The organism is Pseudomonas sp. TJI-51, from assembly GCF_000190455.2.
Taxonomy (GTDB): Bacteria; Pseudomonadota; Gammaproteobacteria; order Pseudomonadales; family Pseudomonadaceae; genus Aquipseudomonas; species Aquipseudomonas juntendi.
Genome location: NZ_AEWE02000141.1, coordinates 1 through 12,847 on the forward strand (window position 1 = coordinate 1; position 12,847 = coordinate 12,847).

Below are 12,847 nucleotides of genomic sequence, written 5' to 3' on the forward strand. Positions count from 1 at the left end.
TGGGCCGCAACGCGGCCCCCGCCTTTCGCGATGAGTGGCCGCACGCGAAGCCGGCCACCTTCACCGATTGCGCGTAACCCGCCACACGGTATTGGCCAGGTCATCCGCAATGATCAAAGCACCGCGTGGGTCCACCGTCACCCCCACCGGGCGACCGCGGGTCTTGCCATCTTCACCCCGGAAACCCGTCGCGAAGTCAATCGGTTCCCCAGCTGGTTTGCCATTGCTGAACGGCACGAAGATGACCTTGTAGCCCACCGGGTTTGGCCGGTTCCAACTGCCGTGCTCGCCCACGAATACCCCGTCGGCAAAACCCTCCCCCATGGCCGGGATGGAGAAGTCAACACCCAGTGCCGCCACGTGCGAGCCCAGGCTGTAGTCGGGTTTGATCGCCGCGGCGACCTTTTCCGGGGCCTGCGGCCTTACCCGCTCATCGACGTTCTGCCCCCAGTAGCTGTAGGGCCAGCCGTAGAAGCCGCCGTCACGCACCGAGGTGAGGTAGTCAGGCACCAAATCAGGCCCCAACTCATCGCGCTCGTTGACCACTGTCCACAACTGCCCGGTCTGCGGCTCAATGGTCAGTGCGGTGGGGTTGCGCAGGCCTGTGGCGTAAGGCCGGTGCGCGCCGGTTTCGGCATCCACCTGCCAGACCATGGCGCGGTCGATCTCCACTTCCAGGCCGCGCTCGGTGATATTGCTGTTCGAGCCGATGCCCACATACAGGTAGCGCCCATCGGGGCTGATCGTCAGCGCCTTGGTCCAGTGGTGGTTGATCTGCGATGGCAGGTCGGTGACCTTGGTCGGCGGGCCGTCGGCCTTGGTCTGGCCTTCGGTGTAGTTGAAGCGCACCAGGGCGTCCTGGTTGGCCACGTACAACTTGCCGTCGGCAAAAGCCAGGCCATACGGCGCGTTGAGGTTTTCCGCGAATACCGTCTGCACCTCGTACTTGCCGTCGCCGTCGGCATCGCGCAGCAAGGTCAGGCGGTTACCGCCTTTGACTTGGGTGTTGCCCTTGGCCTTGATCTGGCTGGCAATCACATCCTTGGGCTTGAGCTTGGCCGCGCTGCCGCCCCTGCCTTCGGCCACCAGGATGTCGCCATTGGGCAATACCAGGCTCTGGCGCGGGATCTTCAGGTCGGTGGCAATGGCCGTGACACTGTAGCCTTCGGGAACGGTCGGTTTCTGCTCACCCCAGGCCACCGGCTGAGCGATCTTCATGCTCGGCAACAAGCCACGTTGTGGCTCGGGCAAGCGCGGGTCCGGGCCATGGGCCTGCGTAGGCTCGCCATCGCCACCACAGGCACTCAACAGCAGCGCCACGCTCAATACACTCAACGCGTGCAAGGGCTTCATGCTTCACCTCCAGAACGCAGGTTGCTCAGGCCGGTCCAGGCTGCGGCCAACGCCAGTACGCTCACGACCGCCGACAGCACCAGCCCTGCCGGCATCACCGCCCAGGCGTCCTTGGCATGCTCGAAGGCATTGATCAGGCCAAGCACCCAGGTCACCAGCAGCAGCACGAAATACAGCGTCGGGCGCCCGCCTTTGCGCTCAGCGCGGATCAGGTTGGCCAAGGCAAACAGCAGCGCCAGCCCGCAGAACAGCAAAGCCCCGGCGATCAGCCAGGCGGCGAAGTTGCTCCACTGGATCTGGTAGCTGTTGTAGTAGGCGATATCGCTCAGCAGCGCGCCCAGGAACAACGGCACACTGCCGGCCAACAACAGGGCGTGCAGCGGGCTGGGGGTGCGCCGGTAAAGGGTGTGGTCGGATGTGGTCACGGTGCCTCCTTTTCATTCAGTGACCCAGGCTGATGGGGGGTGCCATCAGCCGTGCGCAGGGTGCGCCTAGCAAAGGAGCCCTGCGCATCGCCGATAGTTCACCGCTTCGCTGCAATGAAACATCTTGTAAGAACCGATCCCCAGCGTGCACACCATTGGGCTCAAGCAACCAGCAGGGCCTCAGCAGATGCCATAACAGTCAAAGCATTCAGACATTCATTTATTGAAGTTGTTGAAGGCGCCGCTGTAGGAAGTTACTGACAACCCAACTTAGAACTGAACTTTCGTACAACCCAACAACGAACAATGCCCTGCAAAAATCTCAAATTATTTCCCCACTTGCGTTGCTCTGACCGGCGCGCTAACACTGGTGCCATCACGCACTGGAGGAAGCCCCATGTCTCATCTTGCCCAGTTCCGCGCCCTCGAATGGCTACTCGCCAACAAGAAAGACCAACTTCAGTTCATCAAGGTTGACCCCCAACTTCGCCGCGAGCTGGAATTCGAAAGCAAACTGCACGACCTGCTGGCCGAATATCAATTCGGCTTAAGGCAGGTGCTGAGCATCATGGCACCTGAGCAGCGCCACACCCTCGACCTGTTCACCCGGCAACCCCATGCACTGGTTTCACCGACCGGTTTCCGGGCGCGGCTCAGCAAGTTTTATCAAAACCCCTATACCGGTGAAGTTGTCGAAGCCAAGAGCACTTTGCACAAGACCTTGCGCCAGTGGATCAGGCAGTACAGCCGCGCCGAAGTGGAAAGATGGGTAATACCAGGTGCCCTGCTACCACGCAGCCTGCGCGAATAACCAGCGCCGGCTCAGCGCTCGCCCTGACGCCTCGCCAGCACTCGCAAGCGTTCGGTAACCGAACATTAGACCGCCTCTTGAATTGACGCTGCCGCCCGCACTGCTCACCATGCACCGGCCTTGCGTGCACCCTTGCCTGGGAAATGGTCACGCACCCGCAGCACCGCAGTTGAATACAATTTCAAGAAACGAGCCGTCATGAACAACTCCAAGACTCACCCCGCCGCGCTCCGGATGCCCCAGGGTTCGATCGGCGACAAGCTTCGCGCCGCCTTCGGCGTTGGCAAGACCCGCTGGGGCATGCTGGCCCTGGTGTTCTTCGCCACCACCCTCAACTACATCGACCGCGCCGCCCTTGGCATCATGCAGCCTGTCTTGGCCAAGGAAATGAGCTGGACGGCGATGGACTACGCCAACATCAACTTCTGGTTCCAGGTCGGTTACGCCATCGGCTTTCTGTTGCAAGGCCGGCTGATCGACAAGGTCGGCGTCAAACGGGCCTTTTTCTTTGCCGTGCTGCTCTGGAGCCTGGCCACCGGCGCCCATGGCCTGGCCACCTCGGCTGCCGGTTTCATGGTTTGCCGCTTTATCCTTGGCCTGACCGAAGCCGCCAACTACCCGGCTTGCGTGAAAACCGTGCGCCTGTGGTTTCCGGCCGGCGAGCGGGCTATCGCCACCGGTTTGTTCAACGCCGGTACCAATGTCGGCGCCATGGTAACCCCAGCGCTGCTGCCACTGATTCTGGCCGTGTGGGGCTGGCAGGCCGCATTCATCGCCATGGGCTGCCTGGGCCTGGTGTGGGTAGCGCTATGGCTGCTCAAGTACTACAACCCTGAAGACCACCCGACAGTGCGGCAGAGCGAGGTGCAGTACATCCAGCAAGCTGTCGAGCCCGAGCCGACCCGGGTGCCGTTCAGCCGCATACTGCGCCTGCGCGGGACCTGGGCGTTCGCGATGGCCTATGCGATCACCGCACCGGTGTTCTGGTTCTACCTGTACTGGTTGCCGCCCTTCCTCAACCAACAGTACAGCCTGGGCATCAATGTGACCCAGATGGGTATCCCACTGATCATCATCTGGCTGACGGCAGATTTTGGCAGCATCGGCGGTGGCATTCTGTCGTCATGGTTGATCGGCCGCGGCGTGCGCGCCACGACGGCGCGGTTGCTGTCCATGCTGGTCTTCGCCTGCACCATGGTCAGCGTGGTGTTGGCTGCCAACGCCAGCGGCCTCTGGGTCGCGGTGGCGGCCATTTCGCTGGCGGTGGGGGCGCACCAGGCCTGGACGGCGAACATCTGGAGCCTGGTGATGGACTACACGCCCAAGCACCTGGTGAGTACCGTGTTCGGCTTCGGCAGCATGTGCGCAGCCATTGGCGGGATGTTCATGACGCAGATCGTCGGCAGCGTGCTGACGGCTACCCACAATAACTATGCCGTGCTGTTCACCATGATCCCGGCCATGTACTTCCTGGCGCTGGTATGGATGTACTTCATGGCGCCGCGCCAGGTCGAAAGCGCCTGAGGCGCTGCTCAGTTACCTCTACGGGGCCCTTGCGGGCCCTTTTTTTGCGCCACCGGTCAACGAAGGCGCCGCGCCGCACTGGCCACTGTCAGACCTTGGCCAATACCGCCCTGGCGTGGTCCAGCGCCATGCGCGCACGCCGTTCGCCGCTGATCCCTTGTTCCAGCAACTGCCGGGTAGGTATTTCCAGGCTCAGCGGGAGTGTGGCCGGTAGCGCGCGCAGCAGCCCGACCAGATCGGCATCGCCATCACCCGGGAAGCGCCGTTCGTTACGCGCCTGGCGCAGGATTTCGTCCATGTCGGCCGGCACTGGCCCCGCCACGTCGCACAATTGGGCATAGCGCATGCGTTGCGGTGCCAACTGCGCCAGGTCGCTCAGCGCAGAGCCGGAGCGGTTGAGATGGAACGCGTCCACCAGCACGCAACCATTGGCCTGATCGGCGTTGGCTACCACGCGCATGGCCTGGCGCAAGTCACGTACGTCGGTCCAGGGCATGAACTCCAGGTGCGGGTGGATGCCATGGACCGCCGCCAGTTCGCACAACGCGGCAAAGCGCTCGGTGAGCCGTGCTTCGTCCGGGTCGTTGCCGGCCACCAGCAGTTCGGTGCCCCCCAGCTCGGCACCCACCGCCAGGATGGCTTCGAAATCCGCCACGCAGGTGTCCGGCTTAAGGCGCAGTATCTCCAGGTCCAGCACCTTGATGCCGGTATCGCGCAGGCGTGCCTGGGTCTGCCTGCGCAGATCGGCATTGGCCACCAGCGGGTAGTGCTGTTCCTGCTCGGTGGCCGGCACCAGGCGCAGGCCGACATGGCTGTAGCCAGCGCGGGCAGCAGCCTCGACCATGTCTGGCGGGGACAGTTCGAGTACCGTCAGGGCCGCGAGGGAAAATATTCGATCAGTCATTCGTCGTCACCAGAAAGAGGGTATCAGGCAATGTGCTCGGGCGCACAGGCGCGGCCGCTGGCGGCAGCCTGGCGGATCGCTTCGATCAGTGCCAGGGTGCGGCCAGCGTCGGCGGCATCGACCAAAGGCGGCTGTTCACCGCGGGCGACCCGCACGAAGTGCTGCAACTGCAGGGTCAATGCTTCACCGGCGGGTATGCTGTGCTGGTGCTGCAACAACGGTGTGTGCCACCCCGAACCCGGCTCGGCGTAGTGCCAGTGCTTGAGCTGAGGAATGCTCAGCGAGCCCTGGGTGCCGGCCAGCAGATAACACGGCTGGCCATCCTGGCGCGGGTAGACCGGGCTTTCACCCGAGTCGAGCTCCCAGCTCCAGGGCGCCGCTACGGCGTCCGAGCCGGTCAGGCTACCCAAGGCGCCATTGGCGAACTGCAACAGCACGGCGGCACTGTCTTCGTTGGCGAACCCGCGCACGTCGTTGCGGGTGAAGGCCTGCACCTGTACCACCTCGCCGCACAAGTAGCGCAGCAGGTCGAGGTCATGGATCAGGTTGGTCAGCAAAAAACCCGCCCCCGGCTCGCGGCGCCAGGCGGTGTCGAAGTAGCTGTCGGGCTTTTGCAACTGCCACAGTGCGGTGACATTGATCAGCCGGCCCAGCTTGCCTTCGCTGATCACCTGATGCGCCTTGGCGATCAATGGATTGTGCCGACGATGGTGGCCGACCAATACTGGTACCTTGCAGCGCCGTGACGCCTCGACCAGCGCCCGCACCTCCTGCAACTGCACGCCCACCGGTTTTTCCACCAGTACCGGCACGCCGGCTTCGACGCAATCCAGCGCAGTGGCCACGTGCTGGTTGTTCGGGTTGGCGATGATCACCGCCTCGGGCTGCACGCGTTGCAGCATCTGCCGGTGGTCGGCAAAGTACGGCACGCCGCAGTCGACGGCGAAGGCTTCGGCCTGCGGGCCGGGGTCGGCCACCGCGCACAACCGGGCCTGGGGTACATTGCACAAGTGCTGATAATGCTGGCGGCCCATGATGCCAGCGCCGACCAGGGCGATACGAAGGGGTGCGTTCAACAGCCTGTCCTCTTGTCATTTTTGTAGTGCGAATATGAAACTGCGTTCCAAAATTCACACTGGACAATTTAGAACCAGGTTCAACTTTTCAGAAGAGCCTGCTGAACAGACTGTGCGGTAATCGACCGGAATATCCCTCAGGCAAACAGTTCGCTGGCGTGGCTGGCGGCAGACAGTTCCTCGGCGGCCGCCAGCAATAGAGGGGCCAGCTCGGCCAAACGGCTTTGCGCCAGGCGTGCACTGGGCCCGGCAATGCTCAGCACGCCAATCACCTCGCCGCTTTGCGGGCGCCGTACCACCGCAGCCAGCGCCGAGGTGCCCACCGCCGAGGTTTGCTCGACCCAGGCATAACCCCGCTCGCGGGCGCGGCGCAGGTAGGCGAGCAACTCGTCGGTGGTGCGCGGCGCATTCGGGCCGAACTGGCCCGGGTCGGCGATGCCCTGGCGCAGCACCATCTGCAGCGCCTGCTCATCGTCCAGGCTGGCCAGCCAGGCGTGCCCGGAAGCGGTGTAGAACAGCGGCGCGTCGCGCCCCATGTCCGGGTCGTAACGCAACCCGGAGCGCGCGCCCTGGGACTTGGCGATCCAGGTCTGCCGCCCCCCATCGATGACACCAAGGCGCACCAGCTCACCGCTGTCCTGGGCCAGGCGGTCGAGAATCGGCTGAATGACATCGGCACCACTGCTGGCCAGGTAACGGAAGCCTTGGGCGACCAGCTTGGCCGACAGCTGATAGCGGCTGTTGTCACGGTTCTGCCGTACGTAGCCCAGCCGCATCAGCTCGGCCAGCATGCGGTGCGCGGCGCTTTTTGGAATATCCAGGCGCTCGGCCAGGGTTTGCAATGCCAGGCCCTGAGGCTCACCGGCAAGGCTCTCAACAAGATTGAAGGCGCGTTCGATCTGACTACCAGCCATGACACAGGTCCTTGCTACGTTTTGCGAATTCTAGAAGATGATTCCACATTCCCGGTAGCGTACACATGCAATGCCCTGCCAAGTGTTCGATTATCGCCCGCTCGTTGCGCGGGCGGCCAGCCGTGCCCTTGCGGATCCAGGCGGGCCAAATAAGAATATGGAACCACGTTCCAATAACAATACAGGATTTGTGCGATGCCCCCTGCCCCCTTCGAAACCGAATGCGATGTACTGGTGATAGGTTCAGGCGCCGCCGGGCTGGCCGCCGCTGTAACAGCTGCCTGGCATGGGCAAAAGGTGATTCTGGTAGAAAAGGAGCCAGTGCTGGGCGGCGCCACGGCCTGGTCCGGTGGCTGGGCCTGGGTCCCGCGCAACCCGTTGGCACGCCGCGCCGGCATCGACGAAGACATCGAGCAGCCCCGGACCTACCTGCGCAATGAGCTGGGTGCCCATTACGATGCCGAACGGGTGGACGCTTTCCTTGAAGCCTGCCCGCACATGGTGGCGTTTTTCGAGAAGCATACGGCGCTGCAGTTTGCCGACGGCAATGCGATACCGGACATGCACGGCCACACCCCTGGCGCCGCCGAAGGTGGGCATCAGGTGATTGCCGCACCGTACGATGCCCGCGAGGTGGGTGCACTGCTGCCACGCCTGCGCCAGACCCTGCGCGAAACCTCGTTCATGGGCATGCCGATCATGGCCGGCGCCGACCTTGCCGCGTTCCTCAACATGACCCGTTCGCCCAAGGCCTTGCTGCACGTGTGCAAGCGCTTCGGCCGGCACCTGTACCACCTGGCCCGCCACGGCCGGGCCATGCACCTGGTCAACGGCGTGGCACTGGTGGCGCGGCTGGCCAAGTCGGCGCAGGACCTGGGCGTGCAGCTGCAGGTGTCGGCGCCAGCCAAGCATTTGCTGGTCGAAGCGGGCCAGGTGTGCGGCGCGCTGGTGACGACCCCGCAAGGCGAGCAGCGTATCCGCGCCAAGGCAGTGGTACTGGCAGCGGGCGGCTTCCCTCACGACGCTGCCCGCCGCCGGCAGCTGTTCCCCCGCGACGCCAGCGGCCACGACACCCTGGCCCTGCCGCCAAAGGGCTGCTCTGGCGATGGCCTGCGCCTGGGCGAGGCAGCAGGTGGCGTGGTGGCCACCGACCTGCAGTCGCCGGTGGCCTGGGCGCCGGTTTCGCAGGTGCCACATGGCGATGGCACTGTCGGCCATTTCCCGCACATCATCGAACGGGGCAAACCGGGCATCATCGGGGTGCTGGCCAACGGCAAGCGTTTCGTCAATGAAGCGCACGGTTACTATGACTATGTGGCAGCCATGGTCGCGGCAGTGCCAGCGGACCAGGAGGTGTGTTCCTGGCTGGTGTGTGACCACCGTTTCCTGCGCCGTTATGGCCTGGGCCATGCCCGCCCGGCGCCACTGCCAGTGTGGCCGCATGTGCGCAGTGGCTACCTGAAACGTGGCGCCACACTCGAAGCGTTGGCGGTTGCCTGCGGCATCGATGCGGCCGGGTTACGCGCCACCGTCGAGGCCTTCAACAGCCCTGCACGCAACGGCCAGGACCCGGCCTTCGGCCGCGGCTCCACCGCATTCAACCGCAAGCAGGGCGACCCGCAACACCCAGGCCCCAACCCGTGTGTGGCGCCGATCGAAGAGGGCCCGTTCTACGCGGTGAAGGTGAAGCCGGGTTGCTTTGGCACCTTTGCCGGGTTGCGCACCGATGGCCAGGCACGGGTACTGGATGCCAGCGGCCAGCCGATCACCGGGCTGTACGCGGCAGGTACCGACATGGCCAGTGTGTTCGGTGGCTGGTACCCGTCTGGCGGCATCAACCTGGGGCCCGCGTTGACCTTCGGCTACGTGGCCGGGCGGCATATTGCCGGGGTGCAGGCGTATGAGTGAGCGGCCGGCGGCAGGTCGTGCTTGCCGCCGGCCCGGGTTCAGCCGCGCAGCTGGTACCAGGTGGTCTTGAGCTGCGTGTACTTGTCGAACGCATGCAGCGACAGGTCGCGGCCAAACCCCGACTGTTTGCCGCCACCGAATGGCACCGTGACATCCAGTGCATCGACCGTGTTCACCGACACGGTACCGACTTTCAGCGCCCGTGCCACGCGGTGCACCTGGTTGAAGTCGTCGCTCCACACCGAAGCCGCCAGGCCATAGATGCTGTCATTGGCCAGGCGCACCGCCTCCTCTTCACTGTCGAAGGCACTCACTGCCAGTACCGGGCCGAACACTTCTTCCTGCGCCAGGCTCATGCTGGCATCGACCTCGGCGAAGATGGTCGGCTCGATGTAGTTGTCCGAACCGCCGATATGCAACCGCCGACCGCCACACACCAGCCGCGCGCCCTCTTGCCCCGCGCGGTCGATGGCGGCCTGGATACGCGCTGCCTGGCCGGCATCGACAATCGCCCCGGCGCGGCTGGCCGGGTCCAGCGGGTTGCCAGGCTGCCATTGCCGGGCCTTGGCCTGCAGGCGCTCGATGAACTCATCGTGGATGGAACGCTGCACATACAGCCGCGAGTTGGCGGAACAGACCTCACCCTGATTGAAGAAAATACCAAAGGCCGCCTTTTCCGCAGCCAGGTCCAGGTCCTGGCAGTGCTCGAACACCAGGTTGGGGCTCTTGCCCCCGCACTCCAGCCATACCTGCTTGAGGTTGGACTGCGCCGCGTATTGCATGAAGTACTTGCCCACCTGGGTGGAGCCTGTGAACACCAGGCAATCCACGTCTGGGTGCAGGCCCAGGGCCTGACCAGCCTGCTCGCCCAGGCCCGGCACCACGTTCAGTACGCCTTCGGGCAAACCGGCTTGCAGGGCCAGTTCAGCCAGGCGCAAGGCCGAGAACGGCGACTGTTCGGCCGGCTTGAGCACCACGCTGTTGCCCGCGGCCAAGGCCGGGGCCAGCTTCCAGGCGGCCATGTCCAGCGGGAAGTTCCACGGCACCACCGCCGCCACCACGCCCAGGGCCTCACGGGTGATGGTGGCCAATGCATTGGTGGCGGTCGGCGCCACTTGGTCGTAGCGCTTGTCCAGCGCCTCGGCGTACCAGGCAAATACCTGCGCCGACCCGGGCACATCGATGTTGTAGGCGTCCATGACTGGTTTGCCCATGTTCAGCGAGTCCAGCAATGCCAGCTCTTCGCGGTGGGCCATGATCAGTTCGGCCAGGCGCTGCAGCACTTGCTTGCGCTGCCCGGGGGCCATGCGCGCCCACGGGCCGTGCTCGAAGGCCTGCCGTGCGCTGGCCACGGCCAGGTCGACGTCGGCCTGGGCGCAGGCGGCGACCTGCGCCAGCACCTGGTTGGTGGCGGGATTGATGGCGGCAAAGGTCGCGCCACTTTGGGCCTTCACGGCTTTGCCAGCGATCAGGGCGCTGGCCGGCAAGTACAGGTCCGCAGCGCGTTGTTGCCAGAATTCGAGGGTGTACATTTGTACTCCTTTCAAGCGGTTGTGCTGACGGACTGTCAGAGCTTGCCAACCAGGCGCGCCGTGCGGTCAACGGCGATGCGGGTTTTCTCCACCAGCTCATCCAGCTCGCTGTGGTTGGCGATCAAGGCCGGCGCCATGATCATCCGCCCCAGGGTGGAGCGAATGATCACCCCCTCCTCGAAGCCGAAGGTCCGGCACTGCCAGGCCAGGTCGTTTTCATTGGCAAAGCGCTTGCGGGTAGGCTTGTGCTCTGCCAGTTGCAGCGCCGCCACCAGGCCTGCGCCCTGCACCTGACCAATCAGCGGGTGGTCGGCGAACACCTCACGCAGGATGCGCTGCAGGTAGGGGCCGGTGTCGTCCTTCACCTGGCGCACGATGCCTTCGTCACGCAGGGCTTTCAGGTTGGCGATGGCCACCGCCGCTGCCACCGGGTGGCCGGAATAGGTCAGGCCGTGGGCGAACACCCCGCCCCGCTCCACCAGGGCTTCGGCTATGCGCTTGCTCAGCACCAGCCCGCCCATGGGCACGTAGCCGCTGGTCAGGCCCTTGGCTATGGACAGGGTATCGGGCTGGAAGCCGAAGTATTCGTGGGCAAACCATTCGCCGGTACGACCGAAGCCACCAATCACCTCGTCGGCACACAGCAGTACATCGTACTGGCGGCAGATGCGCTGGATTTCCGGCCAGTAGCTTTCCGGCGGGAAGATCATGCCGCCTGCGCCCTGGAACGGCTCGGCAATGAAGCCGGCAACGTTTTCTGCGCCCAGCTCCAGGATTTTTTCTTCCAGCTGCAAGGCACAGCGGCGACCGAACTCGGCCGGGCTCAGCTCACCGCCTTCGGCGTACCAGTAAGGCTCGTCGATGTGCGCCACATCCGGGATCAGCCCGCCCATTTCGTGCATGAACTTCATGCCACCCAGCGCCGTGGCCGCCAGGGTCGAGCCGTGGTAGCCATTCCAGCGGCCGATCATGATCGTCTTGCTCGGCTGGCCGACCACCTGCCAGTAGCGGCGCACGGTGCGGATCAGCACCTCGTTGGCCTCGGAGCCGGAGTTGGTGTAGATCGCGTGGCTGTAGTGCCCTGGCAGCAGGCTGAACAGCAGCTCCGAAAGCTCGATCACCGCCGGGTGGGTGGTGTGGAAGAACATGTTGTAGTACGCCAGCTGGTCCATCTGCCTGGCGGCAGCGGCGGTCAGGTCGCGGCGGCCGTAACCGAGCTGGGTGCACCACAGCCCGGACATGCCATCCAGGTAACGCTTGCCCTCGCTGTCCCACAGGTGCAGGCGCTCGCCACCGACGATCACCCGCGGCCCTTCGGCGTTCAGCGCCTTCTGGTCAAGGAAGGCATGGATGTGGTGCGCGGCGTCGGCTGCCTGGTAGTCACGGGTCTGGCGTTGCGGGGCGAAAGGCGCATTCATTGTTGGTTTTCCTTTGCGGTGGGGTGCACGGCAGCGGCGCTCAGCGCCGCTTGCCCATATAGCTTTCCAGCGGGTCCTTGCCCAGCACGCCCTGGGCATTGGCCAGCGCGTCGATGAACAGGGAAAACAGCTCGGACTGGGTGCCGATATCGAGCTTGGCGTAGACGTTCTTGCGGTGCGACTTGATGGTGTCTTCCGACACGCCCAGGCGCTCGGCCAGCGACTTGGTCGAATGGCCGCGCAAGATCAGCTGGGCAATGCGGCATTCGCGCTCGGTCAGCAACGAGCTGCCGAAGTTGTTCAGCGCAGCGTGAATACGCTGCTCAAGGATGTTCTCGAAGCGCCCGGCACGGCTGTCGACGCCGGCAAAATGCTTGCCGAGTAGCGCCAGCACCCAGGGCGTGATGTGCCCGAAAAGTTCACGGGTTTGCGGGTCGAGCTTGTCGGTGAAGGCCAGCGACACGGCCAGGCTCTGGCCGGGGGCCAGTTGCAGGATGTAGTTGAGTTCGTCTGCCAGGTGCGAGTGGCGGTAGAACGACTGGTAGTACTCGCTGACCTCAAAATGGTCGGGGGCCACCTCGAACAGGCCGTAGCAGCCAGACCCCAGCTGCTCCACACAAGCACCGTAGAACGGGTCGAGCAGGTAGAAACCCGACAGGTAGCGGCTGACGTTGCCCTCGGGCTGCCAGGGCGCCTTGTCGTCCTGCTCGAACAGCGCGCAGGGCATGCCGTGGTGCGGGTACAGGTACACCGTGGTGGCCTGGATCGGCCGGATCACGCCCAGTGCTGCAAACAGGTTGGCGGCGAAGCCAGGCCGGCCGATTGCCTCGGTGACCTTGGCCTGGTGCTCGAACCACTGTTCTGAAAGCAATTGGATAGTCACAGTCGGCCTGCCATATGGAGTAAGGCACCGCCGCCAGTGCGGTGCGTGGTTGGGCAGATACTCCCATGGCAGGGGAACCTGCGGAATCACCCTTTGGGG

General features: G+C 64.4%; 11 protein-coding genes. 3 read left to right on the forward strand and 8 right to left on the reverse strand.

All coding sequences use genetic code 11. From position 1 onward, the window contains the following. Nucleotides 1-60 precede the first annotated feature (60 nt). Nucleotides 61-1,353, reverse strand: a complete 1,293-nt coding sequence (locus G1E_RS24505) for a sorbosone dehydrogenase family protein (RefSeq protein WP_009685092.1) — start codon at nucleotides 1,351-1,353, stop codon at nucleotides 61-63. Continuing rightward, nucleotides 1,350-1,778, reverse strand: a complete 429-nt coding sequence (locus tag G1E_RS24510; protein WP_009685093.1) for a DUF2231 domain-containing protein — start codon at nucleotides 1,776-1,778, stop codon at nucleotides 1,350-1,352. Before G1E_RS24510 ends, G1E_RS24505 begins: the two co-directional genes overlap by 4 nt. Nucleotides 1,779-2,175: 397 nt before the next feature. Here G1E_RS24510 and G1E_RS24515 point away from each other — a divergent pair, with 397 nt between their 5' ends. Both G1E_RS24515 and G1E_RS24520 read left to right on the forward strand, forming a co-directional pair. After that, the gene (locus tag G1E_RS24515) at nucleotides 2,176-2,589 is read left to right on the forward strand and encodes a histone-like nucleoid-structuring protein, MvaT/MvaU family (RefSeq protein ID WP_009685094.1); all 414 of its coding nucleotides are present in this window, start codon (nucleotides 2,176-2,178) and stop codon (nucleotides 2,587-2,589) included. 234 nt (nucleotides 2,590-2,823) lie between these two features. After that, complete coding sequence (locus G1E_RS24520) at nucleotides 2,824-4,113, forward strand: MFS transporter (protein WP_370593843.1); 1,290 nt, start codon at nucleotides 2,824-2,826, stop codon at nucleotides 4,111-4,113. Nucleotides 4,114-4,201: 88 nt separating this feature from the next. Here the strand turns inward: G1E_RS24520 and G1E_RS24525 are convergent, their stop codons facing one another. The 3 genes from G1E_RS24525 to G1E_RS24535 all read right to left on the reverse strand — a co-directional run bounded on the left by G1E_RS24525 (nucleotide 4,202) and on the right by G1E_RS24535 (nucleotide 7,007). Next, nucleotides 4,202-5,017: a sugar phosphate isomerase/epimerase gene (locus tag G1E_RS24525; protein ID WP_009685096.1), complete on the reverse strand. Its 816-nt coding sequence runs from the start codon at nucleotides 5,015-5,017 to the stop codon at nucleotides 4,202-4,204. Between the two features lie 23 nt (nucleotides 5,018-5,040). Beyond that, the gene (locus G1E_RS24530; protein WP_009685097.1) at nucleotides 5,041-6,093 is read right to left on the reverse strand and encodes a Gfo/Idh/MocA family protein; all 1,053 of its coding nucleotides are present in this window, start codon (nucleotides 6,091-6,093) and stop codon (nucleotides 5,041-5,043) included. A 137-nt stretch (nucleotides 6,094-6,230) separates the two neighbouring features. Beyond that, entirely contained in the window at nucleotides 6,231-7,007 is a 777-nt protein-coding gene (locus G1E_RS24535; RefSeq protein ID WP_047150193.1) for an IclR family transcriptional regulator, read from the reverse strand. A gap of 195 nt (nucleotides 7,008-7,202) precedes the next feature. Between G1E_RS24535 and G1E_RS24540 the strand changes: the two genes are divergently transcribed. Then, entirely contained in the window at nucleotides 7,203-8,915 is a 1,713-nt protein-coding gene (locus G1E_RS24540; protein WP_047150194.1) for an FAD-dependent oxidoreductase, read from the forward strand. A gap of 38 nt (nucleotides 8,916-8,953) precedes the next feature. Here G1E_RS24540 and G1E_RS24545 read toward each other — a convergent pair whose 3' ends face one another. The 3 genes from G1E_RS24545 to G1E_RS24555 are packed head-to-tail and all read right to left on the reverse strand — an operon-like array spanning nucleotide 8,954 to nucleotide 12,748. Beyond that, nucleotides 8,954-10,447, reverse strand: a complete 1,494-nt coding sequence (locus G1E_RS24545; protein ID WP_009685102.1) for an aldehyde dehydrogenase — start codon at nucleotides 10,445-10,447, stop codon at nucleotides 8,954-8,956. 35 nt (nucleotides 10,448-10,482) lie between these two features. Then, entirely contained in the window at nucleotides 10,483-11,865 is a 1,383-nt protein-coding gene (locus tag G1E_RS24550) for an aspartate aminotransferase family protein (protein ID WP_009685103.1), read from the reverse strand. Between the two features lie 40 nt (nucleotides 11,866-11,905). After that, a complete protein-coding gene (locus G1E_RS24555) occupies nucleotides 11,906-12,748 on the reverse strand; it encodes a helix-turn-helix transcriptional regulator (protein WP_009685104.1) in 843 nt (280 codons plus the stop codon). Nucleotides 12,749-12,847: the final 99 nt, after the last annotated feature.